Origin of the sequence: Streptomyces sp. NPDC057002 (genome assembly GCF_042673825.1) — a bacterium.
Classification (GTDB): Bacteria; Actinomycetota; Actinomycetes; order Streptomycetales; family Streptomycetaceae; genus Streptomyces.
Genome location: NZ_JBHURZ010000005.1, coordinates 703,697 through 729,244 on the forward strand (window position 1 = coordinate 703,697; position 25,548 = coordinate 729,244).

Below are 25,548 nucleotides of genomic sequence, written 5' to 3' on the forward strand. Positions count from 1 at the left end.
TGTCCCCACCGGAGGACCCCCACATGCGCTCGCACCTGCTCAACGACACCACCGCGGAGCAGTACCGCCGCTCCGTGACCGACGGAGTCGAGCGGGTGGCCGCCAAACTCGCCGCCACCGACCGGCCCTTCACCGGCGTCAGCGTCGACGCCCTCTCTCCCCGCATCGACGAGATCGACCTCGACCGGCCGCTGCACGACACCGCCGCGGTGCTGGACGAACTGGAGGACGTCTACCTCCGGGACGCGATCTACTTCCACCACCCCCGCTACCTCGCCCACCTCAACTGCCCGGTCGTCATCCCGGCCGTGCTCGGCGAGGCGGTCCTGTCCGCCGTCAACTCCTCGCTGGACACCTGGGACCAGTCGGCCGGCGGCACGCTCATCGAGCGGAAACTGATCGACTGGACGAATGAGCGCATCGGCCTCGGCCCCGCCGCCGACGGCGTGTTCACCTCCGGCGGCTCCCAGTCCAACCTCCAGGCGCTGCTGCTCGCCCGTGAGGAGGCCAAGACGGACACGCTGGCCAAACTGCGCATCTTCGCCTCCGAGGTCAGCCACTTCAGCGTGAAGAAGTCCGCGAAGCTGCTCGGGCTCGGCCAGGACGCCGTGGTCTCCATACCCGTCGACCACGACAAGCGCATGCAGACCGTCGCCCTCGCCCGCGAGCTGGAGCGCTGCAAGGAAGCCGGCCTCGTCCCCATGGCCGTCGTCGCCACCGCCGGCACCACCGACTTCGGCTCCATCGACCCGCTGCCGGAGATCGCCGAGCTCTGCGAGCAGTTCGGCACCTGGATGCACGTCGACGCCGCCTACGGCTGCGGCCTGCTCGCCTCCGTGAAGCACCGGGACCGCATCGACGGCATCGAGCGCGCCGACTCGGTCACCGTCGACTACCACAAGTCCTTCTTCCAGCCGGTGAGTTCCTCCGCCGTGCTCGTGCGGGACGCGGCCACCCTCCGCCACGCCACCTACCACGCGGAGTACCTCAACCCGCGCCGGATGGTGCAGGAACGTATCCCCAACCAGGTGGACAAGTCCCTGCAGACCACCCGCCGCTTCGACGCCCTCAAGCTGTGGATGACCCTGCGGACCATGGGCGCCGACGGCATCGGGCAGCTCTTCGACGAGGTGTGCGAGCTGGCCCGGGAGGGCTGGAAGCTGCTGGCCGCCGACCCGCGCTTCGACGTGGTCGTGGAGCCGCGCCTGTCCACCCTGGTCTTCCGCTACATCCCGGCGGCCGTCACCGACCCCGCCGAGATCGACCGCGCCAACCTCTACGCCCGCAAGGCCCTGTTCGCCTCCGGTGACGCCATCGTCGCGGGCACCAAGGTCGGCGGCCGCCACTACCTGAAGTTCACCCTGCTCAACCCCGAGACGCAGGCGTCCGACATCGCCGCCGTCCTCGATCTGATCGCCGGCCATGCCGAGCAGTACCTGGGAGAGTCCCTTGACCGCGCGTCCTGAAAACCCCACCAAAACCCATGACTTCGTGGGGATCGGGCTCGGCCCGTTCAACCTCGGCCTCGCCTGCCTGACCGAGCCGATCGACGCACTCGACGGCGTCTTCCTCGAGTCGAAGCCCGACTTCGAATGGCACGCGGGGATGTTCCTCGACGGCGCCCACCTCCAGACCCCGTTCATGTCGGACCTGGTCACCCTCGCCGACCCGACGTCCCCGTACTCCTTCCTGAACTACCTGAAGGAGAAGGGCCGGCTGTACTCGTTCTACATCCGCGAGAACTTCTACCCGCTGCGCGTCGAGTACGACGACTACTGCCGCTGGGCCGCGAACAAGCTCAGCAGCATCCGCTTCGGCACCACGGTGACCGAGGTCCGCTACGAGGACGACCTCTACGTCGTGCACACCGGGGCCGGAGACGTCTACCGCGCCCGCCGGCTCGTCCTCGGCACGGGCACCCCGCCCTACATCCCCGAGGCCTGCCAGGACCTGGACGGCGACTTCCTGCACAACTCCCGCTATCTGAGCCACAAGGCGGAGCTGCAGAAGAAGGACTCGATCACACTGGTCGGCTCCGGCCAGTCGGCCGCCGAGATCTACTACGACCTGCTCAGCGAGATCGACGTCCACGGCTACCGGCTGAACTGGGTCACCCGCTCCCCGCGCTTCTTCCCGCTGGAGTACACCAAGCTCACGCTGGAGATGACGTCCCCGGAGTACGTCGACTACTTCCGCGAGCTGCCGGAGGCGACCCGCTACCGCCTCACGGCCGAGCAGAAGGGTCTGTTCAAGGGCATCGACGGCGACCTGATCAACGAGATCTTCGACCTGCTGTACCAGAAGAACCTCGGCGGCCCGGTGCCCACCAGGCTGATCACCAACGCTTCGCTGAACAGCGCGGCGTACGAGAACGGCACGTACACGCTGGGCTTCCGCCAGGAGGAGCAGGGCAAGGACTTCGAGCTGGACTCCGAGGGCCTGGTGCTGGCCACCGGCTACAAGTACGCCGAGCCGGAGTTCCTCGCCCCCGTCAAGGACCGCCTGGTCTACGACTCCCAGGGCAACTTCGACGTCGCCCGTAACTACGCCGTCGACGTCACCGGACGGGGCGTCTTCCTGCAGAACGCCGGCGTCCACACGCACAGCATCACCAGCCCCGACCTGGGCATGGGCCCGTACCGGAACGCGTACATCATCCGGGAGCTGCTGGGCAGCGAGTACTACCCGGTGGAGAAGACCATCGCCTTCCAGGAGTTCGCGGTATGAGCGCCACGACCGGCATCGGCACACTGACCGTCCGCCCACTCGACCCGCTGAAGGACGCCGAGCTGCTGCACTCCTGGGTCACCCACCCCAAGGCGTCCTACTGGATGATGCAGGACGCGAAACTGCAGGACGTCGAGCGCGAGTACATGCGCATCGCGGCGCACGAGTACCACCACGCGTACCTCGGTCTGCACGAGGGCCGCCCGGCGTTCCTGATGGAGTCGTACGACCCCCGGTACGTCGAGCTGGAAGGCCTGTACGACCCGGAGCCCGGCGACGTCGGCATGCACTTCCTGGTCGCGCCGACCGACCGGCCGATCCACGGCTTCACCAAGGCCGTCATCACCGCCGTGATGGACGAGCTGTTCGCCGACCCGCGCACCCGCCGGGTCGTGGTGGAGCCCGACGTGAGCAACAAGGCAGTACACGCGCTCAACGAGGCCGTCGGCTTCGTGCCCGAGCGCGAGATCGACAAGCCGGAGAAGCGCGCGCTGCTGAGCTTCTGCACGCGCGATCAGTACCTGGCCGCACTAGGAGTGGCGATATGACCCTGTCCGACGCCGTGGCGCACCTGTCCCCCGAGCGCTGGGACCAGGCCAACCGCCTGCTGATCCGCAAAGCCCTCGCCGAGTTCGCGCACGAGCGGCTGATCACCCCCGAGGCGGACGGGGAGCGCTTCGTCGTCCGCAGCGACGACGGCCTCACCCGGTACGCCTTCTCCGCCGACCGCCGGGCCCTGGACCACTGGCAGGTGGACGCCGGCTCGATCACCCGGCACCGGGACGGCGCCGAGCTTCCGCTCGCGGCCCTGGACTTCTTCATCGAGCTGAAGGACACCCTGGGCCTGAGCGAGCAGATCCTGCCGGTCTACCTGGAGGAGATCTCCTCCACCCTCTCCGGCACCTGCTACAAGCTCACCAAGCCGAAAATCACCGCGTCCGAGCTTGCGCGCGGCGACTTCCAGGCCATCGAGACCGGCATGACCGAGGGCCACCCCTGCTTCGTGGCCAACAACGGACGGCTCGGCTTCGGCATCCACGAGTACCTGTCGTACGCCCCGGAGACGGCGAGCCCGGTCCGGCTCGTCTGGCTCGCGGCACACCGCTCGCGGGCGGCGTTCACCGCCGGTGTCGGCATCGAGTACGAGTCGTTCCTGCGCGAGGAGCTCGGCGAGGAGACCGTCGAGCGCTTCCACGGCACCCTGCGCGACCAGGGCAAGGACCCCGAGGACTACCTCCTCATCCCGGTCCACCCCTGGCAGTGGTGGAACAAGCTCACCGTCACCTTCGCCGCCGAGGTCGCCCGCGGGCACCTGGTGTGCCTGGGCGAGGGCGGCGACGAGTATCTGGCCCAGCAGTCCATCCGGACCTTCTTCAACAGGACGAGCCCGGAGAAGCACTACGTCAAGACCGCGCTGTCGGTCATCAACATGGGCTTCATGCGGGGTCTGTCGGCCGCCTACATGGAGGCCACCCCGGCGATCAACGACTGGCTGGCCCAGCTCATCGAGGGCGACCCGGTGCTGAAGTCCACGGGCCTGTCGATCATCAAGGAGCGCGCGGCGGTCGGCTACCGGCACCTGGAGTACGAGCAGGCGACCGACCGCTACTCGCCGTACCGCAAGATGCTCGCCGCACTGTGGCGGGAGAGCCCGGTGCCGTCCCTCCAGGAGGGCGAGTCCCTGGCCACGATGGCGTCCCTGGTCCACGTCGACCACGAGGGTGCCTCGGTCGCGGGCGCACTGATCGAACAGTCGGGCCTCACCCCCACGGAGTGGCTGCGCCACTACCTCACGGCCTACTTCACGCCCCTCCTCCACAGCTTCTACGCCTACGACCTGGTCTTCATGCCGCACGGCGAGAACGTCATCCTGGTGCTGGAGGACGGGGTCGTGCGGCGCGCGATCTACAAGGACATCGCCGAGGAGATCGCCGTCATGGACCCGGACGCGGTACTGCCGCCGACGGTCGAGCGACTGCGCGTCGAGGTCCCGGAGGACAAGAAACTCCTGTCGATCTTCACGGACGTCTTCGACTGCTTCTTCCGCTTCCTCGCGGCGAACCTCGCCACCGAGGGAATCCTGGAGGAGGACGACTTCTGGCGCACGGTCGCGGACGTCACCCGCGCCTACCAGGAGTCGATGCCCGAACTCGCCGACAAGTTCAAGCAGTACGACATGTTCGCCCCCGAGTTCTCCCTCTCCTGCCTCAACCGCCTCCAGCTCCGCAACAACGAACAGATGGTGGACCTCTCGGACCCCTCCGGAGCCCTCCAACTGATCGGCACCCTCAAGAACCCGATCGCCGAGTTCTGACCCCAAGCAGACGAGCACCCCGGAGTACGGTCCTCCGGGGTGCTCGTCCATTTTGCTATCAGGGGCGCGGGGAACTGCGCATCTTTTAGGGGCGCGGGGAACTGCGCGACCAGCCCCCACCGGCCCGCAGACGAATCACAACCCGGCGGCCCCCCACGGAACCTGCGGCGACCGATACCACTCAATCCCCAGCGCATCCCACCGCTCAGCCTGCGCAGCAAGCCGCACCTTGTACCGCGACCAGTCATGCGAAGCCGCCGAAGACCACCCCAACTCGGCAACGCCAGGCAACCGAGGAAACGCCATGAACTCGATGTGCTCGGAATTCGACAGCGTCTCCGACCACATCGGCGCCTCAACCCCCTTCACCGCACCGCCCGGCACCCCCGGCAGATAGGCCCCGGGATCCCAGTCGTAGGACCGCCGCACCTCGACATACCCCGCCCAGGACAGCCCCAGCGGCGTGTCCTTCGTGTACTTCATGTCGAGATACACCCGGTCCGCCGGCGAAAGGATCAGCCCCGTACCACTCTGCGCGGCCTTCGCCACCCGCGCCTTCTCCTCCGCACTCGTACTGTCCAGCCCCCAGTACTGCGCGAGAGCGCCCTTCGCCGGCGTCGCCCCGGTCAGCTGGTGCCAGCCGACGACCGTCTTGCCGTACTTCGCGACGACCGGCTGCACCCGGTCCATGAACGCGACATAGTCCTCATGGCTGGTGGAGTGCGCCTCGTCGCCGCCGATGTGCAGGTACTTGCCCGGAGTCAGCGCGGCGAGCTCCCGGACGACGTCGTCCACGAAGTCGTACGTGATCTCCTTGCCGACGCACAGCGAGCTGAAGCCGACCTCGGTCCCGGTGTACAGCGGGGGTGCGACGCCGTCGCAGTTGAGCTCGGCGTAGGAGGCGAGGGCCGCGTTGGTGTGGCCGGGCATGTCTATCTCGGGGACGACCTCCAGGTAGCGGGAGGAGGCGTACCGCACGATCTCCTTGTAGTCGGCCTTGGTGTAGAAGCCGCCGGGTCCGCCGCCGACCTGCGTCGAACCGCCGTAGGCGGCCAGCCGCGGCCAGGAGTCGATGGCGATGCGCCAGCCCTGGTCGTCGCTGAGGTGCAGGTGCAGCTTGTTGATCTTGTAGAGCGCCAACTGGTCGATGTAGCGCTTGACCTGGTCGACGGTGAAGAAGTGCCGGGAGACGTCGAGCATGGCGCCGCGCCAGCCGTAGCGCGGGGTGTCCGTGACGGTGCCGCCCGCGACCAGCCAGGGGCCGGGCTGGACGGAATTCTTCTCGACGGCCGCCGGGAGCAGCTGACGCAGGGTCTGCACGCCGTGGAAGAGGCCTGCGGGCGCCGCCGCGGTGATGGTGACGCCCTTGCGCCCGCTGTCGAGGCGGTAGCCCTCGGCGCCGAACGGGCCTTTGGCGAGCCGCAGCCGGATGCCTCCGGCGCCAACGTCGGTCACGGGCAGGCGGTAACCGGTGGAGGGCCGGAGAAGCTTCGCGAGGTACTCGCCGATGCGCCGGGTCTCACGCGAGCCGTCGACGCGTATGTGCGTGCCGCGGGTGATCCGGTAGGCGGACCCGCCCGGGGCGACCGAGGCGGGCGCGGGGACCACACGGTCGAGCGGGGTGGGCGAGGCCGCCGGCGCGGGGGCGGCTCCGGTCACGGAGACGCCCATCGCGACCAGCAGCAGGGAACCGAGAAGGCGGAGCGTTCTGTGGTGCTGTCTCACACGGCCGTCTCTCACAAGCGTGTCCCTTCATCGAGCCATTGAGCCCTAAGAGGTCTGGACCACTCTCTCGTGAGACTGGTGGAACAATCCACCCCATGGCGGAAATCATCCAGAAGGACGGCACATGGGCCTTCGACAGCGATGCCCTGCGACTGACTCCCGGACGGGACAAGAACGTCAGCCTGCTGCGCAGGGAACTGGGTGAACTGGTCGTCCCGCTCGGGGCGTTGGCGGGAGTCTCGTTCGAGCAGGGCAAGAAGAGCGGCCGTCTGCGGCTGCGCCTGCGCGACGGTGCGGATCCCCTGCTGCACGCGACCGGCGGGCGGCTCACCGAGCCCCACGACCCGTACCAGCTGCTCGTCGAGTCGGACCGCTACGGGGTCGCCGAGTACTTCACGGACGAGGTGCGGAGCGCGCTGCTCCTGGACCAGGTGCCGGCCGACCCGGTGACCGCGTATCTGCTGCCCGGGCCCGCCGTGCCGCTCTCGGTCTCCGCCGGGGACGGCACCGCGAGTTTCGACGGCGAGCGCATACGCCTGGAGTGGAACTGGAAGACGGAGGACGCCAAGGCCGCCGCCGGCGCCCGCACGCTCGCGCTCCGCGACATCACGGGCGTGGAGTGGCAGCCGGCGGCCGGCCTGGAGAACGGCTACGTCCGCTTCACCGTGCGGAACGCGCCCACCAAGGCCCCGCCCAAGTACGACCCCAACTCCGTGGAGCTGTGGGGCTTCAAGAAGGACCCGCTGATGGCACTGGTCGCGGCGGCGGTCCAGGCCAGGCTTCCACACCCGGCCGGAACCACCGCCGACGTACCGGACGAGCGACCGGAAACGCCTTCCCTCCCGGTCGCGCCCACGGAGGACGACCACGACGCCCTCCTGCGCCGCCTGCGCGAACTCGGCGAACTGCACCGCACCGGCGTACTGACGGACGACGAGTTCGCGCTCGCCAAGCAGGCGATCCTGAAGCGGATGTAACACCCCGGAGAAGCCGGAACACTCCCCCGGGAGGCGCTACTTCGCCCGGCGCGCGATGGTGAAGTGGTCCACCTGCTCCCCGCTCTCGGCGATTCCGCGCACCTTCAGCGTGGCCGTCCGCCCCTTCGGCGCGGGGGTGACGTCCACGCGCAGGAAGGAGTAGTCGAGGTAGCGCACCCGGGACCAGGCGACGGTCTCGTTCTGCTTGCCGCCCTTGACGTTGACGAACGAGGCCACGGAGTCCACGTTCTGCTCGTTGCCCTCGTAGGACAGCGGGGCGCTGAAGGCGTAGAGGCTGCGGCCCGCCGCACCGGCTGTCACGTACACGACGCCGTCGGTCTCGGGGTAGGCCGTGCCGCCGATCGGCAGCTTCTTGGCGACCTTGTTCCCCTTGATGACGTCCGTGCGCTCGTACTGATGGTTGTGGCCGTTGATGACCAGGTCCACCGTGTACTTCTCGAACAGCGGCACCCACTCCTGGCGCACACCCCCCTCCGAGGCGTGCGAGGTGGAGGTGCAGTAGGCGCAGTGGTGGAAGAAGATCACGATGAAGTCGACGTCCTTCGACGCCCGGTACTTCTTCAGCTGGGCTTCCAGCCACTTGGTCTGGGTGCCGCCCGAGATGCCGAGGTTGGCCGGGATCTCGAAGGAGATGTCGTTGGCGTCGAGCGAGATGACCGCCGTGTTGCCGTAGACGAAGGTGTAGACGCCCGGCAGGTTCTTCTTGTCGGGGCCGTTGCCCGGGAGGTTCCAGCGGGCCTCCTCGCCGCCGTAGCCGTTGGGCGAGTACCAGGCCTCCATGTCGTGGTTGCCGTAGGCGGGCATCCACGGGACGGACTTGGCGACGGACTCGGTCTGGGCGAGGAACTGGTCCCAGATCCGCGAGTCGAAGCCGGTGTCGGAGGCCTGGCCCGAGCCGGACGGGTCGGCGTAGGCGATGTCGCCGGCGTGCAGATGGAAGGCCGGGTTCTGGCCGAGCAGCAGGCTGTTGTTGGCGAGGCCGTGGTAGCTGACGCCCTCGTCGCCGAAGGCCGTGAAGGTGAACGGCGCCTTGTGCGCGGGGGCGGTGGTGAAGGTGCCCAGGGTGCCCAGCAGGTGCGGCTCGGCCGGGTCGAAGCCCTGGTGGCCGACGCCGTAGTAGTACGTCCGGCCCGGGCGCAGATGCGTCAGCTCGGCGTGCACGTAGTACTGGGTGTGGTTGCCGCTGGCGCCGACACCGGCGGGCGTGAAGAGGGTGCGGACCTCGGCGTCGATCTTCCGGGAGAGGTCCGTGGGGTGGGCGCCGATCCGGATGAACGGCTTCTTGACGGCGACCGGGACCTGCCAGGAGACGGTCATCTCCGTGCGCGGGTCGGCGCCGTAGGCGAGGTGGCGGCCGAAGGGGGCGACGAAGGCACCGTCGACGGTCTCGGTCGCGGGAGCGGTGCGGGCGGTCGGTACGGCCGCCTGGGCGGTGGCACCCGGAACGAAGGCGCCACCCGCGACGGCACCGAGGGTGACGGCACCGCCTCTGATCATCGTGCGCCGGGAAAATCTGGCGCGCAGGTACTCGTGCTGCTCAGCCATGCTCATGCGCTCGGCGAGCCGCTCGGGTACGCCCATACGAGGAATGTCCATGGCGCCACAAATTGCTCGCCCTACACATCCGCCCGGGGAACAATCACCCATCAGACCCCCATGGGCGTCCCATAAGTGTTCCAACACTCATCTGCCCGAAACCGGGCAGATTTCTTGCGAAAGTGCTGCCGGTGCCTCAGGATCTAGCGAGTGCACGACGAACTCGTTGATCATCTGACGCGGTCCAGCCCCCTCAGCCGGGGCGAGGCGCTGCGCGTGATCCAGGACGTGCTCGCCTACTTCGACGAGACGACCGAGGAGTACGTCCGTCGCCGCCACCGTGAGCTCCAGGCCCAGGGCCTGGTGAACACGGCGATCTTCGAACGGATCGAGGCGGATCTGAAATATCGCGCGGTGGCACCGCCGGAGCTCTCGCTCCGGCAGCTGCGACGCATCGTCTACGGCTAGGAATACGTATACATGTGCGGAATCGTCGGTTACATCGGCAAGCGTGACGTCGCGCCCCTCCTGCTGGAGGGCCTCCAGCGCCTGGAGTACCGCGGCTACGACTCCGCGGGCATCGTCGTCACGTCCCCGAAGACGTCCGGCCTGAAGATGGTCAAGGCCAAGGGCCGCGTGCGCGACCTGGAGGCCAAGGTCCCGGCCCGCTTCAAGGGCACGACCGGCATCGCCCACACCCGCTGGGCCACCCACGGCGCCCCCTCCGACGTCAACGCCCACCCGCACCTGGACGCCGAGGGCAAGGTCGCCGTCGTCCACAACGGCATCATCGACAACGCCTCCGACCTGCGCCGCAAGCTGGAGGCGGACGGCGTCGAGTTCCTCTCCGAGACCGACACCGAGGTGCTGACCCACCTCATCGCCCGCTCCCAGGCCACCAAGCTGGAGGACAAGGTCCGCGAGACCCTCCGGCTCATCGAGGGCACCTACGGCATCGCCGTCATGCACGCCGACTTCCCCGACCGGATCGTCGTCGCCCGCAACGGCTCCCCCGTCGTCCTCGGCATCGGCGAGAAGGAGATGTTCGTCGCCTCGGACATCGCCGCGCTGGTCGCCCACACCCGCCAGATCGTCACCCTGGACGACGGCGAGATGGCCACCCTCAAGGCCGACGACTTCCGCACCTACACCACCGAGGGCACCCGCACCACGGCCGAGCCCACCACCGTGGAGTGGGAGGCGGCGTCGTACGACATGGGCGGCCACGACACCTACATGCACAAGGAGATCCACGAGCAGGCCGACGCCGTGGACCGCGTGCTGCGCGGCCGCATCGACGACCGCTTCTCCACCGTGCACCTGGGCGGCCTCAACCTGGACGCCCGCGAGGCCCGGCGGATCCGCCGTGTGAAGATCCTCGGCTGCGGCACCTCGTACCACGCGGGCCAGATCGGCGCCCAGATGATCGAGGAACTGGCCCGCATCCCCGCCGACGCCGAGCCCGCCTCCGAGTTCCGCTACCGCAACGCGGTCGTCGACCCCGACACCCTCTACGTCGCGGTCTCCCAGTCCGGCGAGACCTACGACGTCCTCGCCGCCGTGCAGGAGCTCAAGCGCAAGGGCGCACGGGTCCTGGGCGTGGTGAACGTGGTCGGCTCGGCGATCGCCCGCGAGGCCGACGGCGGCATCTACGTCCACGCCGGGCCGGAGGTCTGCGTGGTCTCCACCAAGTGCTTCACCAACACCACGGTCGCCTTCGCCCTGCTCGCCCTCCACCTGGGCCGTACCCGTGACCTCTCGGTCCGCGACGGCAAGCGGATCATCGCGGGCCTGCGGAAGCTGCCCGCGCAGATCGCCGAGATCATGGAGCACGAGGAGGACGTCAAGAAGCTGGCCCTGCAGTTCGCGGAGGCCCGCTCGATGCTCTTCATCGGCCGCGTCCGGGGCTACCCGGTGGCCCGCGAGGCCTCCCTGAAGCTCAAGGAGGTCTCCTACATCCACGCCGAGGCCTACCCCGCCTCCGAGCTCAAGCACGGCCCGCTGGCCCTGATCGAGCCTGCCCTCCCCACGGTCGCGATCGTCCCCGACGACGACCTGCTGGAGAAGAACCGCGCGGCCCTGGAGGAGATCAAGGCCCGCAGCGGCAAGATCCTCGCGGTCGCCCACCAGCACCAGGAGAAGGCCGACGAGACGATCGTCGTCCCGAAGAACGAGGACGAACTCGACCCGATCCTGATGGGCATCCCCCTCCAACTCCTGGCGTACCACACGGCCTTGGCCCTGGGCAGGGACATCGACAAGCCCCGCAACCTGGCCAAGTCGGTGACGGTTGAGTAAGTGACCCTCTTTTAGGGGCGCGGGGAACTGCGCGAACAACCCCAACGCACCCGCACAGGCCAAACAAGAGGACGGACCCCCAGGTGCTGCCACCAGCGCACAGGGGGTCCGTTTTCACACGCCGGGTTCGCCCAATATCCCGGCGTCGGCTGCCATTTCAGCCGGTGGCCGTCACGCCCCGACCGGCAGCACGCCGTCGCGGAACCGCCGTGGGCCAGTGCGCCAGGGCCGCGGTCGCCGCATACCAGGCCACCGCCCCCGCGGCGACGGCGAACCAGCCGCCCGCCTTCACGAGCCCGTCATTGCCGGCGAAACTCGCGATCGCCATGAGCAACAGGGCGACGAAGAACAGCCCGTACATCCCCTGACCCAGCTGGTCCCCACCCGCGAGCGTCAGAGACAGCGCCACGAGGGCGAACAACAGCAGGAACAGCCCGGCCTCGTTACCGGCCGCGCCGTCCGCCACGGCCCACGTGAACCACAGCGCCCCGAGCACCGAGAACGCCGTACCACCGGCGGAGTCCCCCTCCCGGAGGGCCATCAGCCCGGCGGCGAAGAGGGCAATGCCGCCCACGTACTGGGCGATTGACGCGGCGTCAGCGGCTGACACACCGTCGATCACGGCGGTGTGCCCCAGCCCGAAGGCCAACAGGGTGATTCCGAGGGCGAGTCGACCGGCCACGGTCGTGATGCCGCTTCCCGCGGAGACGTCTTTGTCCACGGCGGGCTCCCTTCGTGCATGTGCAGTTGTGCGGTGTCCCGTATATGCCCTTCACAAGGGCACAAACACCTTCTGCACACAAGTCGATACGCGCGTTGCACAAAGGGAGTGGAGTGTCAGGGAATCACGATGACGGGCCGCTGCGCCCGCTTGGCGAGCCGCCCCGCGACCGAGCCGAAGATGCGCCCCACGATGCCGTGACTCGACCCGACGACGATCGCGTCGGCCTCGTACTCCCGCCCGACCTCTTCGAGTTCGTGGCAGATGTCCCCGCCGCGCTCCACGAGGATCCAGGGCACCTCGGCGAGATACTCCGCACACGCCAGCTCCAGCCCGAGCACCTCGGTCCGGTGGTCCGGCACGTCCACGAAGACGGGCGGCTCGCAGCCGGCCCACACCGTGGTCGGCAGCCGGTTGGCGACATGGACGATGATCAGGCCCGACCCGGAGCGATGGGCCATCCCGATCGCGTAGGCCAGGGCTCGCTCACTGGACGTGGAGCCGTCGAATCCGACGACGACGCCGTGCTTGAAGGCGGGATCGCAGGAATGGCGTGACTCTTCCGCCGCCAGGGGCTCGGCCGCCGTGGGATCGGCGACGGGCCGCTTGCGGTCCGCTGGTTCGAAGAATTCGTGACCGGCCATGGCTGTCTCGGCGTTGTGATCCTTATATGGGGGACAACAGTGTGCGGCGGAGCTGTGTCCGGGAATGGTCTTCCCAACCCCATACCCCCAAGGGTACGGCGGCACGCCTCCTTAGCCCAGAACCCGCTCGCCGTGCGTGCGGGTTCCAGGGAGCATGCACGAGGCGACGCCCGTAACGCAATGGTTGCTGCGCTGTACAGGCGGTTTGCACAGGATTCACTTACCCGTGGGGGTGATCCGCTCACCCAGTGACCGACGCCCCGGCCGCGCGTTGAACTCCGTGAGTCACGCCACAGGGAGCGCCCATGTCCGGACCCAGCATCGCCGCCGAGGCGGACCGCGCGGCCCCGCCGCCGCGGGACACCGCGACGGATGTGGTTCGCTGGGCGGCCTTCAGCTGCCTGCTCGTCCCGGTCGTGCTCCTCGGCTACGGCAGCTCCCTGGCCGGTGCCGCCGGCACGGCCCTCGGGCTCGCCGCCGTCACGGGCGCCTGCCGGGTGCTGCTGCGCCAGTCGGAGCGCGGCGCGGCCCGGCTCGCGGCCGAGGACCGGGCACCCCACCGGGGGCGGCACCACCGCACCGGAACGGGGTCACACCGGGGCGGACGGCACACTGGAGGAGATACACCGGTCGGCTGACCGGTTTCAGTGCACGTGCACGTTGGTTTTCAGCCAACTTCTCGCACCTGTGCATCACCCTGCCGGAGCACCCCCCAACCCCCGTTCGACCTGCACGGAAAGGGCCTCAGGGGGCCTGCGCACCCTACGCGGATTGGCCACTGCGACAAGGCGCACTTCCCTGCACGCCCCACGAGTGCAACGCTTCGTGATCGAATGCTTCACGCCAAGTTGCCAAGTCGACAATGTGCCGAGTGCCGAACCGGCCACCTCGGCACGACGGGACACAGTAGATTCGATCTTGACTGTCTACGGCGGGGGACTCGTGCAGGACCGAGGGGAAACGTGCAGGAGCGACACAACCGAGGAGCCGCGACCACCGAGGGGGGCTTAGCAGTATGAGCCACGACTCCACTGCCGCGCCGGAAGCCGGCGTCCGGAAGCTTTCCGGGCGACGCCGCAAGGAGATCGTCGCGGTGCTGCTGTTCAGCGGCGGCCCCATCTTCGAGAGTTCCATACCACTGTCGGTGTTCGGGATCGACCGCCAGGACGCCGGCGTGCCGCGCTACCGACTGCTGGTGTGCGGCGGTGAGGACGGCCCGCTGCGGACCACAGGGGGCCTCGAACTCAGCGCACCGCATGGCCTGGAAGCGATCTCGCGGGCGGGCACGGTCGTCGTACCGGCCTGGCGTTCGATCACTTCTCCGCCACCGGACGAGGCGCTCGACGCGCTGCGCCGCGCCCACGAGGAGGGCGCCCGCATCGTCGGGCTGTGCACCGGCGCCTTCGTCCTGGCGGCGGCGGGCCTGCTGGACGCCCGGCCCGCGACGACACACTGGATGTACGCGCCGACGCTGGCGAAGCGCTATCCGTCGGTGCACGTCGATCCGCGCGAGCTGTTCGTCGACGACGGGGACGTGCTGACGTCGGCGGGCACCGCGGCCGGAATCGATCTCTGTCTCCACATCGTGCGGACGGACCACGGCAACGAGGCGGCCGGTGCGCTGGCCCGCCGTCTGGTGGTCCCGCCGCGCCGGTCGGGCGGCCAGGAGCGCTACCTCGACAGGTCTTTACCGGAGGAGATCGGCGCCGACCCGCTCGCGGAGGTCGTCGCCTGGGCGCTGGAGCACCTCCACGAACAGTTCGACGTGGAGACACTGGCGGCACGCGCGTACATGAGCCGGCGTACGTTCGACCGCCGCTTCCGCTCGCTGACCGGGAGCGCCCCGCTGCAGTGGCTGATCACCCAGCGGGTGCTCCAGGCGCAGCGCCTGCTGGAGACGTCGGACTACTCGGTGGACGAGGTGGCGGGACGCTGCGGCTTCCGGTCGCCGGTCGCCCTGCGCGGGCACTTCCGCCGCCAGCTGGGCTCGTCCCCGGCCGCGTACCGGGCGGCGTACCGCGCCCGTCGTCCGCAGGCCGAGCGGCCCCAGGACGTCGACGGCGGACCGGGCGGTCCCGGGGGCGGCATGCCGGGCCACCCGGGGCATCCCGGCCAGGCGCCCGCCGCACTGCACCCGGAGCACCCGGTCCCGCTCCAGTCCCGCCGTACGGCGGCCGCGAGCGCGGTCGGGGCGTCCCAAGCCCTGTCGGCGTCGGCCGCGTCCGACAACGGGCGGGAGGCCTACATATCGGCCCGGGCGAGTCTGCCGGGGCAGCGCAGCGCGACATGAGCCGGCGCCGGGCCCGCGGGGGGGGGCCCCCCCCCCCGGGGGCGGCGCCCGGGGAGGAAGCCCTCCCCGCGGGCCCGGCGCCGTTTCCGGAGCGGGCCGGCCTTCGACGACAAGGTCACTGCACGGCCGGGCCGAGCTCGGGGCAGTGGGCCGTAAGGTTAGACACATGAACGATCGCATGGTGTGGATCGACTGCGAGATGACCGGCCTCTCGCTGTCGGACGACGCGCTCATCGAGGTGGCCGCCCTCGTGACCGACTCCGAGCTGAACGTGCTCGGCGAGGGGGTGGACATCGTCATCCGCCCGCCGGACGCGGCGCTGGAGACGATGCCGGAGGTGGTGCGTCAGATGCACACCGCGTCCGGACTGCTCGACGAACTCGCCGCCGGCACGACGCTGACGGACGCCGAGGAGCAGGTCCTGGCGTATGTACGCGAGCATGTGAAGGAACCCGGCAAGGCCCCGCTGTGCGGCAACTCCGTCGGCACGGACCGCGGCTTCCTGCTGCGCGACATGCCGACGCTGGAGGACTACCTCCACTACCGGATCGTCGATGTCTCGTCGGTCAAGGAGCTGGCCCGCCGCTGGTACCCGCGGGCGTACTTCAACAGCCCGCAGAAGAACGGCAACCACCGCGCGCTCGCCGACATCCGCGAGTCCATCGCGGAACTGCGCTACTACCGCGAGGCCGTGTTCGTCCCGCAGCCCGGGCCCGACTCGGACACCGCGAAGAAGATCGCCGCGAAGCACGTCCTGCCTGCTCAGTAAGGGCATCCGGGGGCCCGTCGAGGGGCGCCGCGAAAGCCGGGCGCGAGCACCCCTTCGGACCCTGTACACTTTTTCTCGGCCGGTCAGGGAAGTCACTGACCTCCAAGCCGGTCATGGTGGGTGTAGCTCAGCTGGTAGAGCACCTGGTTGTGGTCCAGGATGCCGCGGGTTCAAGTCCCGTCACTCACCCTGAGTAATCAGCCGGTGGCTTCGATGAAGCCACCGGCTGAAGCTTTTTGCGCGCCTCTCCGGGGCGACGCGGCAGGCGGGACTACGGTCGGCGGCATGGACGGTGGACGCCGAGGGTGGCGCGCGTGTGTGCTCAGCGGTGCGGTGTTCGCCGTATGCATGGCCGGCACCACGCTGCCGACCCCCCTCTACCCCCTCTATCAGGACAAGTTCGGGTTCTCCGAGCTGACGGTGACCGTGGTGTACGCCCTGTACGCCTTCGCGGTCATCGGCGTGCTGCTGCTGGTCGGCAACGCCTCGGACGCCGTGGGCAGACGCCCGGTGCTGCTGTGCGGCCTGGGCCTCGCCGCGGCGAGTGCCGTCTGCTTCCTGTGCGCCACCGGGCTCGGCTGGCTGTACACGGGGCGGCTGCTGTCGGGACTGTCCGCCGGGCTGTTCACCGGGGCGGCCACCGCGTACGTGATGGAGCTGGCGCCCGAGGGCGGCGCCTCCCGGGCCACGTTCGTGGCGACCGCCGCCAACATGGGCGGACTGGGCTGCGGTCCGCTGCTGTCCGGGGTGCTCGCGCAGTACGCGCCCTGGCCGCTGTATCTGCCGTTCCTCACGCATCTCGTCCTGGTGGCCGCCTCCGCCGCCGTCCTGCTGCGGCTCGCCGAGACCGTGCGGGAGCGGCGGCCGCTGCGCACCGTACGGCCCGAGCGGCCCGCTCTGCCCCCGCAGGTGCGGGCGGTGTTCGGACCGGCGGCGACCGCCTCTTTCGTGGGGTTCGCGCTGTTCGGGGTGTTCACGTCGGTCAGCCCCGAGTTCCTCGCCGAGTCCCTGGGTGTGACCGACCACGCCGTGAGCGGGCTGATCGTCGCGCTGGCCTTCTTCGCCTCGACCGCCGGTCAACTCGCGGTCGGCCGGGTCGGTGTACGGCGCTCCCTCCCCCTGGGCTGCGCCGGGCTTCTCGCCGGTCTCGCCCTGCTCGCGGGGGCGCTGCGGTGGGACCTGATGGCGCTGGTGGTGCTGAGCGCGCTCATCGGCGGGACCGGGCAGGGACTGGCGTTCCGCGGCGCGCTGTCCGAGGTGGCGGGGGCCTCGCCCGCACACCGGCGTGCCGCGGTGATCTCGGCCCTGTTCGTGGTGGCCTACGCGGGCATCTCCGTCCCGGTGATCGGCGTGGGCCTGCTGACGGGCCCCGTCGGCCTGGAGGGCGCGGGCCTGGTGTTCATCGCGTGCATGGCCGTCCTGGTCTCGACGGCGGCCGCCTATCTGCTCCGGCGGCCGGCACCGGCCAGGACGTGACTCCCGCGGCCGGAGTCATGTCCGCGGACGGCTCGCCGTTTCACGAAGACGCCCGGGACACCAGCTCCGTGGCCAGGACCATCTGGCGTCGTTCCAGGCCCCGGGAGGCCGAGGGGCGGCGGTCGGCGATCTCCGTGAGGAGGAGGTCGATCATGCGGTGGCCCATCTCCTCGATGGGCTGGCGGACGCTGGTGAGGGGCGGGTCCATGTGGCGGGCGATGGCGGAGTCGTCGTAGCCGACGAGCGCCACGTCGTCGGGGATGCGGCGGCCCGCCTCGCGCAGGGCCTGGCGGGCACCGGCCGCGGTGACGTCGGAGGCGGCGAAGACCGCGTCCAGCGTGGGGCGGCGCTCCAGCAGGGCCGCCATGGCGCGGCGGCCGCCCTCCTCCGTGAAGTCGCCCGCCTCGATCAGCGCCTCGTCCTCCTCGTGGCCCGCGTCGCTCAGGGCCTCGCGGTAGCCGTCGATACGGCGCTGGGCACCGTAGACGTCGAGATGTCCGGTGATGTGGGCTATCTGGCGGCGGCCACCGGACAGCAGGTGCTCGACGGCCTGGCGGGCGCCGCCGTAGTTGTCCGAGTCGACCGACGGGAGGGTCTCCGCCGACGAGCGCGGGCCGCTGATCACCGCCGGTATCTCCAGCTGGGCCAGCAGGTCGGGCAGCGGATCGTCCGCGTGCACGGAGACCAGCAGGACGCCGTCCACCCGGTGGGCCGCCAAGTACTGGGCGAGGCGGCGGCGTTCACGGTCGCTGCCCGCGAAGATCAGCAGCAGCTGCATCTCCGTGTCGGAGAGCGCCGCCCCGACGCCCTTCAGCATGTCCGAGAAGTACGGCTCCGCGAAGAACCGGGTCTCCGGCTCGGGGACGACCAGCGCGATCGCGTCCGTGCGGTTCGCCGCCAGGGCTCGCGCGGCGGTGTTCGGGACGTATCCGAGCTCCGCGACCGCCGCCTCGACGGCCACGCGGGTCGCGTCGCTGACCCGGGGCGAACCGTTGATCACCCGGGAGACGGTGCCGCGGCCGACACCGGCGCGCGCCGCCACCTCTTCGAGGGTGGGCCGGCCACCGCTTCGGCCCCGCGCTCCGTGGCTTGCCATGGGCTCCGCCTTCCCGTCCACACCCGCACTCTGCGGCTGGCCTGGAATTTAACAGGCTCGTCAGCTGTAGTGACCGCCACCGAGGGCCTCCCGCCCCCGGCCTCCGCTTGAGCCGGACGAGCCGGACCGACCGGCTCGATACCGCCGGCCCGGGCCGCAACAGGCCCCGGCCCGGGTCCAGTTAACGGCCCGATAACTGAACGCATCTCTCCCTGTCCGGTCCCTTGACACCCCCGCCCCGACCGGACAACCTTCAACACATCACCGGTGGGAGCGCTCCCACAGTACCTGACACATACACAACCCGCACGTTCCCCGCCCGAGCCGAAGCGAGCAAAAACGGGTCCAACAATGCAGTTGGCCGGGGGGTCGGCACGTCAGGGCAACAGGAGGACGACATGCGAGCACGCATCCGAACCGCCCGCAAGGCGATGGTCGTCGCGGCCGTCGCGTCGCTGGGCGCCGGGCTGCTGGCCGGCTGTGCCGACGACGGCGGCGACGACAGTTCCGGCTCCTCGTCCGGCGACAGCAGCGGCAAGACCACGATCTCGGTGGGGCTCTTCGGCACCATGGGCTTCAAGGAGGCCGGCCTCTACGACGAGTACGAGAAGCTCAACCCGAAGATCAAGATCGAGCAGAACGTCGTCGAGCGGAACGAGAACTACTACCCGGCGCTGCTGAACCACCTCACCACCAACAGTGGTCTGCTGGACGTCCAGGCCGTCGAAGTCGCCAATATCGCCGAGGTCACGGCCACCCAGGCCGACAAACTCGAGGACATGTCCAAGATCTCGGGCGTGAGCGAGAGCAACTGGCTCGACTGGAAGTGGCAGCAGGCCACGACCAAGGACGGCAAGACGGTCGGCCTCGGCACCGACGTCGGCCCGATGGCGATCTGCTACCGCACGGACCTCTTCAAGCAGGCCGGTCTGCCCACCGACCCGGCCGAGGTCGGCAAGCTGTGGGCCGGTGACTGGGCCAAGCTCGTCGATGTCGGCGAGCGCTACAAGTCGAAGGCTCCCGACGGCACCTTCTTCATGGACTCCCCCGGCGGTCTGATCAACGCGATCCTGGGCAGCGAGAAGGAGAAGTTCTACGACGCCTCCGGCAAGGTCATCTACAAGACCAACCCCGCCGTGAAGGCCGCCTTCGACCTGACCTCCGAGGCCGCCGAGAAGGGCCTGGTACAGGCGCAGACACAGTTCCAGCCGGCCTGGAACTCCACGATCGCCAACAACAAGTTCGCCGCGGTCGCCTGTCCGCCCTGGATGCTCGGCCACATCAAGGCCAACTCGAAGCCGGACGCCGCCGGCAAGTGGGCCGTGGCCGAGGCGCCCAAGGGCGGCAACTGGGGCGGCACCTTCCTCACCGTGCCGAAGAGCGGCAAGAACGTGAAGGAGGCCCAGAAGTTCGTGGCCTGGCTGACCGCGCCGGAGCAGCAGGCGAAGCTGTTCAAGGTGCAGGCCAGCTTCCCGAGCGCCCCGTCCACCTACACGATGCCCGAAGTGACGGGCGCCACGAACGACATGACGGGCAAGCAGGAGATCGGCCCGATCTTCGCGGAGGCCGCCAAGGCCGCCCCGGTCCAGGTGATCGGCCCGAAGGACCAGATCATCCAGCAGGGCCTGTCGGACAACGGCGTGTTCCTGGTGACGAAGGGCAAGTCGGCCAAGGAGGCCTGGGAGTCCGCGGTCAAGACCATCGACAACAAGCTGGACCAGTGACCCGTATGGCCACCCGTCATGACACCGCCGCGCCCCCCGTGGAGGGGGGCGCGGCCCCGGGCCGCCCGCCCGGGGACGCCTCGGGGGCGGAGAAGGAGCGGCGGCGCCGGGACCGGCTGTCCCGCCGCTGGCAGCGGGACATCCGCTGGAGCCCGTACGCCTTCGTGTCCCCGTTCTTCCTACTGTTCATCGCGTTCGGCCTGTTCCCGCTGATCTACACGGGCTGGGCCTCGCTGCACCAGGTGGAGCTGACCGCGCCGACCGACATGAACTGGGTCGGGCTGCGCAACTACACCCGGATCTTCGACGACGACTTCTTCTGGAACGCGGCGAAGAACACCCTGACCATCGGCATCATCTCCACCGTCCCGCAGCTGCTGATGGCGATGGGCATCGCCCACATCCTCAACTACAAGCTGCGGGCCTCGACCTTCTTCCGGGTCGCGATGCTCGCGCCGTACGCGACATCGATCGCCGCCGCCTCGCTGGTGTTCGTGCTGCTCTTCGGCCGCGACTACGGAATGATCAACTGGGCGCTGGACTTCGCCGGCATCGACCCGCTCGACTGGCAGAACGACAAGTGGCCCTCGCAGATCGCCGTCTCGACGATCATCATCTGGCGCTGGACCGGCTACAACGCGCTGATCTACCTGGCCGCGATGCAGGCGATCCCCCATGATCTGTACGAGTCGGCGGCCCTGGACGGGGCCAACCGCTGGCAGCAGTTCATCCATGTGACCCTGCCGGCGCTGCGTCCGACGATCCTGTTCACCTGTGTCGTGTCGACGATCGGAGCGAGCCAGGTGTTCGGCGAGCCGCTGCTGTTCGACGCCAACAAGGGCACGTCCGGCGGCGCGGAGCACCAGTTCCAGACGCTCGGCCTGTATCTGTACGAGCAGGGCTGGGTGGCCCAGCATCTGGGCCGTGCCTCGGCGATCGCCTGGACGATGTTCCTGATCCTGATCGTCATCGGCATCGTCAACTACGTCATCTCGCGCCGGCTGCGCGCCAGTAGTTAAGGAGTGGTGGCCGTGACGACGACTGTGACGCCCCCCGACGCGCCGCCGCCCGGTGTGCCCGTGAAGGATTCCAAGCGCCCGCGCCTGCCGAAGTCGGCCCGGGCCGGCGGGCAGCTGCACGGCGGTCCGATCGCCTACGCGATCCTCATCGTGTTCACGATCGTCTCGTTGTTCCCGCTGGTGTGGACGGCGATCGCCGCCTCGCGTGACAACCAGCGGCTCGCCGAGACGCCGCCGCCGTTCTGGTTCGGCTCCGGTCTGTTCGACAAGCTGGAGATCGCCTGGAAGGACGCCAATCTCGGTGAGGCGTTCCTCAACACCACGATCGTGGCGGGTGTTTCGGCGGCCACGATCGTCTTCCTGTCGACGATCGCCGGTTTCGCCTTCGCCAAGCTGCGGTTCCGGGGCCGTGGCGCGCTGATGCTGATCGTGATCGGCACGATGATGGTGCCGCCGCAGCTGAGCGTGATCCCGCTGTACATGATGGTCGCCAAGCTCGACTGGACGGACCAGTTGCAGGCGGTGATCTTCCCGTCGCTGGTGAGCGCGTTCGGTGTGTTCTTCATGCGGCAGTACCTGCTCCAGGCGCTGCCGGACGAGATCATAGAGGCCGCCCGGGTCGACGGGGCGAGCAGCTGGCGCGTGGTGTGGCACGTGGTGTTCCCGGCGGCGCGGCCGGCGATGGCCGTGCTCGGCATGCTGACGTTCGTGCAGACCTGGAACGACTTCATGTGGCCGTTCCTGGTGCTGACCCAGATGGGCAACCCGACCGTGCAGGTCGCGGTCGCGGGCCTGGGCCGCGGGTACACCCCCGACCAGTCCCTGATCATGGCCGGCGCGCTGCTGGGCACGCTGCCGCTGCTGCTGGTCTTCGCGATCTTCGGCAAGCAGATCGTGGGCGGCATCATGCAGGGCGCCGTGAAGGGCTGACGCCCTCGCCCGTTCTCCAGGGGGCCGGACCGGTGCCGCTCCGGCCCCTGCTCGTGAACTCCCTTTTCCCCCTCCACCCGTCGCCTCTCCACGACCCCCAATGGGAGCGCTTCCATGCCTGACTCCGAGAACCCGGCCACCGCGGTGACCTTCCCTCCCGCCTTCGTCTGGGGCGCGGCCACCTCCGCGTACCAGATCGAGGGTGCGGTGCGGGAGGACGGCCGTACGCCGTCGATCTGGGACACCTTCAGCCATACGCCGGGCAAGACCGTCGGCGGCGACCACGGTGACATCGCTGTCGACCACTACCACCGCTACCGCGAGGACGTGGCGATGATGGCGGACCTGGGCCTGGGCGCCTACCGCTTCTCCGTCTCGTGGTCGCGGGTGCAGCCGACCGGCCGGGGCCCGGCCGTCCAGAAGGGCCTGGACTTCTACCGCCGGCTGGTCGACGAGCTGCTGTCCAAGGGCATCAAGCCGGCCGTCACGCTCTACCACTGGGATCTGCCGCAGGATCTGGAGGACGCGGGCGGCTGGCCGGAGCGCGACACGGCGTACCGCTTCGCGGAGTACGCGCAGATCGTCGGTGAGGCGCTGGGCGACCGCGTCGAGCAGTGGATGACGCTCAACGAGCCGTGGTGCAGCGCGTTCCTGGGCTACGCGTCCGGGGTGCACGCGCCGGGCCGTACGGATCCGGCGGCCTCGCTGCGTGCCGCGCACCATCTGAACCTGGCGCACGGGCTGGCCGCGTCGGCGCTGCGGTCGGTGATGCCGGCCCGCAACCAGGTCGCGATCGCCCTCAACTCCGCGACCGTACGGCCGCTTTCGCAGAGCCCGGCGGACCTGGCGGCGGCCAAGAAGATCGACGACCTGGCCAACGGGGTCTTCCACGGCCCGGTCCTGCACGGCGCCTACCCGGAGTCGCTGTACGTGGCGACGGCGGAACTCACCGACTGGGACTACGTCCTGGACGGCGACCTGACGCTGATCAACCAGCCGCTGGACGCGCTGGGCCTCAACTACTACACGCCCGCGCTGGTCTCGGCGGCGGACGCGGCGGCGCGGGCGCCGCGTGCCGACGGCCACGGGGCGAGCGACCACTCGCCTTGGCCGGCCGCGGGCGACGTCGCCTTCCACCAGACGCCCGGTGACCGCACGGAGATGGGCTGGACGATCGACCCGACGGGTCTGCACGAGCTGATCATGCGCTACACCCGGGAGGCGCCGGGCCTGCCGCTGTACATCACGGAGAACGGCGCGGCCTACGACGACAAGATCGACTCGGACGGGCGGGTGCACGACCCGGAGCGGGTCTCCTATCTCCACGGCCATCTGTCCGCGGTCCGCCGCGCGATCACCGACGGCGCGGACGTCCGCGGCTACTTCCTGTGGTCCCTGCTGGACAACTTCGAGTGGGCGTACGGCTACGGCAAGCGCTTCGGCGCGGTGTACGTGGACTACGCGACGCTCCAGCGGACGCCGAAGTCCAGCGCCCTGTGGTACGGACAGGCGGCACGCACCGGGGCGCTGCCGCCACTGGAGCCGGCCGCGTAGGCCACCCCCTGGGGGAGCGGGGAAGGGGCGCGGCACCCGACGGGGGGTGCCGCGCCCCGGGCGCTCAGGGGGAGGAGGTGAAGGGGTGCTCCTTGCCCGTGTTCAGGTCCTTCGCCGACACCCGAATCAGATTGTCGGCGTCGGCATGGAACGTGACCTCGATCTGCGGGACGCCCCGCGGCGCCGGCGGCAGGTCGCACAGCTCGAACGTCCCGAGCAGCGTGTTGTGTGCCACCAGCTCATGCTCCCCCTGGTAGAGCCGGATCTGGAGGGACGGCTGGCCGTCCTCGGCTGTCGTGAAGATCTCGGAGCGCTTCGTCGGGATGGTGGTGTTGCGCTCGATCAGTTTGGTCATGACGCCGCCCTTGGTCTCGACCCCGAGGGAGAACGGCGTCACCTCGAGGATCAGGACCTTCTCGATCTGCTCCTTGAGGAGACCGGCCTGCAGGGCGGCGCCCATGGACACCACCTCGTCCGCGTTGATGCCTCTGCCGGTCTCCTTGCCTCCGGTCAGTTCCCTGACGAGTTCGGCGACCGCGGGCATCCGGGTGGAACCTCCGACGAGCATCACCCGGTCGATGTCGGCCAGGCCGGTGCCGGAGTCCCGGAGCACGGTGTGGAACGGGGTTTCGCAGCGCTTCAGCAGATCGGCCGTCAGCTCCTGGAACCGGACCCGGGTGAGCTTCTCCTCCAGATGCAGCGTTCCTTTCGCGGACGAGGCGACGTACGGCAGGCTGACAAAGGTCTCGGCCGAGAAGGACAAGTCGATCTTGGCTCTCTCGGCGGCCTCACGCACGCGATGCAGAGCCATCCTGTCCATGCGCAGGTCGACCCCGTGGTCGGCCCGGAACCGCTGCACCAGGTGGCCGACGATGCGCTGGTCCCAGTCGTCACCCCCGAGCGCGATGTCACCGCTCGCGGCCTTCACCTCGACGACACCGTCGCCGACCTCCAGCAGGGACACGCCGAGGGTGCCCGCGCCCAGGTCGAAGACGAGGACGGTCCGGTCGTTCCTGCGGCGGCCGTAGGCGGCGAGTGCGGCCGCGGTGGGCTCACTGACGATACGCAGGACGTTCAGGCCGGCGAGCTCCCCGGCCTTCCTGGTCGCCTCCCTCTGGGCCTGGTGGAAGTGGGCCGGGACGGTGATGACGGCCTCGGAGATCTCGCACCGCAGGCGGGCCTCGGCGTCCCGCTTCAGCTTGTGCAGGGTGAAGGCGGCGATCTGCTCCGGGCGGAATGTCTTTCCGTCCAGCTGGAACGTCCAGTCGGTGCCCAGGTGACGCTTCACGGAGTGGATCGTCCGCTCGGCGTTGACGACGGCCTGGCGTCTGGCCTCCTCGCCGACGAGCACCTCACCGTTCTTGGCGAAGGCGACGACGGACGGGGTGCTCTTCGCCCCTTCGGCGTTGACGAGGACGATGGGCTCGCCGTCCTGCAGCACGCTGACGACCGAGTTGCCGGCCCCGTAGTCGACGCAGATACAGACGGGGGTCACGGCGGCAGGGGACAAGAGCCGCCACGGAGGTGGAGTGGTCCAGGTGACCCGCTGTCTCCAGAAGTCACGGCTGGCCTGTGCGCTGCGCACGTTCGGGGAGTCCGCGCCGTACAGCGGGAGGAGCAGTTGGGTGATCTCCGTGTACCGGCGGACGGCCGACGCCGCGTCGCCACCGTGGCCGAGCTGTTCGGCGTCCTCGACGACCAGTCGGCCGCCGCCGGCCGTGCCCTGG

At 69.4% G+C, this 25,548-nt stretch carries 20 protein-coding genes, 1 tRNA gene and 1 pseudogene; 16 read left to right on the forward strand and 6 right to left on the reverse strand.

Translation table 11 applies throughout. From position 1 onward, the window contains the following. Nucleotides 1-23 precede the first annotated feature (23 nt). From desA to ACFT32_RS27365, 4 genes are read left to right on the forward strand one after another with little or no spacing between them, the layout of a single operon-like run. Entirely contained in the window at nt 24-1,466 is a 1,443-nt protein-coding gene (gene desA, locus ACFT32_RS27350; RefSeq protein ID WP_382494281.1) for a lysine decarboxylase DesA, read from the forward strand. Then, nucleotides 1,450-2,727: a lysine N(6)-hydroxylase/L-ornithine N(5)-oxygenase family protein gene (locus tag ACFT32_RS27355; protein ID WP_382494283.1), complete on the forward strand. Its 1,278-nt coding sequence runs from the start codon at nt 1,450-1,452 to the stop codon at nt 2,725-2,727. The genes desA and ACFT32_RS27355 overlap by 17 nt, the downstream gene beginning before the upstream one ends. Further along, nucleotides 2,724-3,275, forward strand: coding sequence for a GNAT family N-acetyltransferase (locus ACFT32_RS27360; protein ID WP_382494286.1), 552 nt, complete (start codon nt 2,724-2,726; stop codon nt 3,273-3,275). Before ACFT32_RS27355 ends, ACFT32_RS27360 begins: the two co-directional genes overlap by 4 nt. Beyond that, complete coding sequence (locus ACFT32_RS27365) at nt 3,272-5,041, forward strand: IucA/IucC family protein (RefSeq protein ID WP_382494289.1); 1,770 nt, start codon at nt 3,272-3,274, stop codon at nt 5,039-5,041. The genes ACFT32_RS27360 and ACFT32_RS27365 overlap by 4 nt, the downstream gene beginning before the upstream one ends. A 135-nt stretch (nt 5,042-5,176) precedes the next feature. Here the strand turns inward: ACFT32_RS27365 and ACFT32_RS27370 are convergent, their stop codons facing one another. Then, nucleotides 5,177-6,766 (reverse strand): beta-N-acetylhexosaminidase, encoded by a 1,590-nt coding sequence (locus ACFT32_RS27370; RefSeq protein ID WP_382494292.1) that lies wholly within the window; start codon nt 6,764-6,766, stop codon nt 5,177-5,179. A gap of 95 nt (nt 6,767-6,861) precedes the next feature. On the opposite strand from ACFT32_RS27370, the gene ACFT32_RS27375 reads away from it, so the two are divergent. Continuing rightward, nucleotides 6,862-7,743, forward strand: a complete 882-nt coding sequence (locus ACFT32_RS27375; protein ID WP_382494295.1) for a DUF4429 domain-containing protein — start codon at nt 6,862-6,864, stop codon at nt 7,741-7,743. Nucleotides 7,744-7,779: 36 nt separating this feature from the next. On the opposite strand, the gene ACFT32_RS27380 is transcribed toward ACFT32_RS27375, so the two are convergent. Next, nucleotides 7,780-9,345, reverse strand: coding sequence for a fibronectin type III domain-containing protein (locus tag ACFT32_RS27380; protein ID WP_382494298.1), 1,566 nt, complete (start codon nt 9,343-9,345; stop codon nt 7,780-7,782). A 165-nt stretch (nt 9,346-9,510) separates the two neighbouring features. Here ACFT32_RS27380 and ACFT32_RS27385 point away from each other — a divergent pair, with 165 nt between their 5' ends. Both ACFT32_RS27385 and glmS read left to right on the forward strand, forming a co-directional pair. Continuing rightward, a complete protein-coding gene (locus tag ACFT32_RS27385) occupies nt 9,511-9,768 on the forward strand; it encodes a hypothetical protein (protein WP_184592987.1) in 258 nt (85 codons plus the stop codon). A gap of 12 nt (nt 9,769-9,780) precedes the next feature. Beyond that, on the forward strand, nt 9,781-11,598 hold the full coding sequence (gene glmS / locus ACFT32_RS27390) for a glutamine--fructose-6-phosphate transaminase (isomerizing) (protein WP_215121199.1): 1,818 nt from the start codon (nt 9,781-9,783) through the stop codon (nt 11,596-11,598). 157 nt (nt 11,599-11,755) lie between these two features. Here the strand turns inward: glmS and ACFT32_RS27395 are convergent, their stop codons facing one another. Both ACFT32_RS27395 and ACFT32_RS27400 read right to left on the reverse strand, forming a co-directional pair. Further along, nucleotides 11,756-12,319, reverse strand: coding sequence for a GPR1/FUN34/YaaH family transporter (locus tag ACFT32_RS27395; protein ID WP_382494301.1), 564 nt, complete (start codon nt 12,317-12,319; stop codon nt 11,756-11,758). A gap of 116 nt (nt 12,320-12,435) precedes the next feature. Then, nucleotides 12,436-12,963, reverse strand: a complete 528-nt coding sequence (locus tag ACFT32_RS27400) for a universal stress protein (protein WP_382494304.1) — start codon at nt 12,961-12,963, stop codon at nt 12,436-12,438. Nucleotides 12,964-13,268: 305 nt separating this feature from the next. Between ACFT32_RS27400 and ACFT32_RS27405 the strand changes: the two genes are divergently transcribed. From ACFT32_RS27405 to ACFT32_RS27425, 5 genes are all read left to right on the forward strand, one after another. Beyond that, nucleotides 13,269-13,601, forward strand: a complete 333-nt coding sequence (locus tag ACFT32_RS27405; RefSeq protein WP_189723843.1) for a hypothetical protein — start codon at nt 13,269-13,271, stop codon at nt 13,599-13,601. Between the two features lie 377 nt (nt 13,602-13,978). Then, a complete protein-coding gene (locus ACFT32_RS27410; protein ID WP_382494307.1) occupies nt 13,979-15,253 on the forward strand; it encodes a helix-turn-helix domain-containing protein in 1,275 nt (424 codons plus the stop codon). Between the two features lie 166 nt (nt 15,254-15,419). Then, on the forward strand, nt 15,420-16,022 hold the full coding sequence (orn, locus tag ACFT32_RS27415; RefSeq protein WP_382494309.1) for an oligoribonuclease: 603 nt from the start codon (nt 15,420-15,422) through the stop codon (nt 16,020-16,022). Between the two features lie 116 nt (nt 16,023-16,138). After that, nucleotides 16,139-16,211, forward strand: a tRNA-His gene (locus ACFT32_RS27420). A gap of 96 nt (nt 16,212-16,307) precedes the next feature. Further along, on the forward strand, nt 16,308-17,498 hold the full coding sequence (locus ACFT32_RS27425) for an MFS transporter (protein WP_382494312.1): 1,191 nt from the start codon (nt 16,308-16,310) through the stop codon (nt 17,496-17,498). Between the two features lie 40 nt (nt 17,499-17,538). On the opposite strand, the gene ACFT32_RS27430 is transcribed toward ACFT32_RS27425, so the two are convergent. After that, nucleotides 17,539-18,594, reverse strand: a complete 1,056-nt coding sequence (locus ACFT32_RS27430; protein WP_382494315.1) for a LacI family DNA-binding transcriptional regulator — start codon at nt 18,592-18,594, stop codon at nt 17,539-17,541. A gap of 398 nt (nt 18,595-18,992) precedes the next feature. Between ACFT32_RS27430 and ACFT32_RS27435 the strand changes: the two genes are divergently transcribed. The 4 genes from ACFT32_RS27435 to ACFT32_RS27450 all read left to right on the forward strand — a co-directional run bounded on the left by ACFT32_RS27435 (nt 18,993) and on the right by ACFT32_RS27450 (nt 23,821). Continuing rightward, nucleotides 18,993-20,318, forward strand: coding sequence for an ABC transporter substrate-binding protein (locus ACFT32_RS27435; RefSeq protein WP_382494318.1), 1,326 nt, complete (start codon nt 18,993-18,995; stop codon nt 20,316-20,318). Between the two features lie 5 nt (nt 20,319-20,323). Then, nucleotides 20,324-21,337, forward strand: coding sequence for a carbohydrate ABC transporter permease (locus ACFT32_RS27440; RefSeq protein ID WP_382494321.1), 1,014 nt, complete (start codon nt 20,324-20,326; stop codon nt 21,335-21,337). A gap of 12 nt (nt 21,338-21,349) precedes the next feature. Further along, entirely contained in the window at nt 21,350-22,267 is a 918-nt protein-coding gene (locus ACFT32_RS27445; RefSeq protein WP_382494324.1) for a carbohydrate ABC transporter permease, read from the forward strand. A gap of 114 nt (nt 22,268-22,381) precedes the next feature. Then, the gene (locus tag ACFT32_RS27450; RefSeq protein WP_382494327.1) at nt 22,382-23,821 is read left to right on the forward strand and encodes a GH1 family beta-glucosidase; all 1,440 of its coding nucleotides are present in this window, start codon (nt 22,382-22,384) and stop codon (nt 23,819-23,821) included. 76 nt (nt 23,822-23,897) lie between these two features. Here the strand turns inward: ACFT32_RS27450 and dnaK are convergent. After that, a pseudogene (gene dnaK / locus ACFT32_RS27455) lies at nt 23,898-25,301 on the reverse strand (molecular chaperone DnaK); the annotation flags it as partial. Between the last annotated feature and the right edge of the window lie 247 nt (nt 25,302-25,548).

Coding starts and splice junctions, on each gene's coding strand:
- desA (WP_382494281.1), top strand. CDS start 24: ATGCGCTCGCACCTGCTCAACGACACCACCGCGGAGCAGTACCGCCGC.
- ACFT32_RS27360 (WP_382494286.1), top strand. CDS start 2,724: ATGAGCGCCACGACCGGCATCGGCACACTGACCGTCCGCCCACTCGAC.
- ACFT32_RS27365 (WP_382494289.1), top strand. CDS start 3,272: ATGACCCTGTCCGACGCCGTGGCGCACCTGTCCCCCGAGCGCTGGGAC.
- ACFT32_RS27375 (WP_382494295.1), top strand. CDS start 6,862: ATGGCGGAAATCATCCAGAAGGACGGCACATGGGCCTTCGACAGCGAT.
- ACFT32_RS27380 (WP_382494298.1), bottom strand. CDS start 9,345: ATGGGCGTACCCGAGCGGCTCGCCGAGCGCATGAGCATGGCTGAGCAG.
- glmS (WP_215121199.1), top strand. CDS start 9,781: ATGTGCGGAATCGTCGGTTACATCGGCAAGCGTGACGTCGCGCCCCTC.
- ACFT32_RS27400 (WP_382494304.1), bottom strand. CDS start 12,963: ATGGCCGGTCACGAATTCTTCGAACCAGCGGACCGCAAGCGGCCCGTC.
- ACFT32_RS27405 (WP_189723843.1), top strand. CDS start 13,269: ATGTCCGGACCCAGCATCGCCGCCGAGGCGGACCGCGCGGCCCCGCCG.
- ACFT32_RS27410 (WP_382494307.1), top strand. CDS start 13,979: ATGAGCCACGACTCCACTGCCGCGCCGGAAGCCGGCGTCCGGAAGCTT.
- orn (WP_382494309.1), top strand. CDS start 15,420: ATGAACGATCGCATGGTGTGGATCGACTGCGAGATGACCGGCCTCTCG.
- ACFT32_RS27425 (WP_382494312.1), top strand. CDS start 16,308: ATGGACGGTGGACGCCGAGGGTGGCGCGCGTGTGTGCTCAGCGGTGCG.
- ACFT32_RS27430 (WP_382494315.1), bottom strand. CDS start 18,594: ATGGCAAGCCACGGAGCGCGGGGCCGAAGCGGTGGCCGGCCCACCCTC.
- ACFT32_RS27435 (WP_382494318.1), top strand. CDS start 18,993: ATGCGAGCACGCATCCGAACCGCCCGCAAGGCGATGGTCGTCGCGGCC.
- ACFT32_RS27440 (WP_382494321.1), top strand. CDS start 20,324: ATGGCCACCCGTCATGACACCGCCGCGCCCCCCGTGGAGGGGGGCGCG.
- ACFT32_RS27450 (WP_382494327.1), top strand. CDS start 22,382: ATGCCTGACTCCGAGAACCCGGCCACCGCGGTGACCTTCCCTCCCGCC.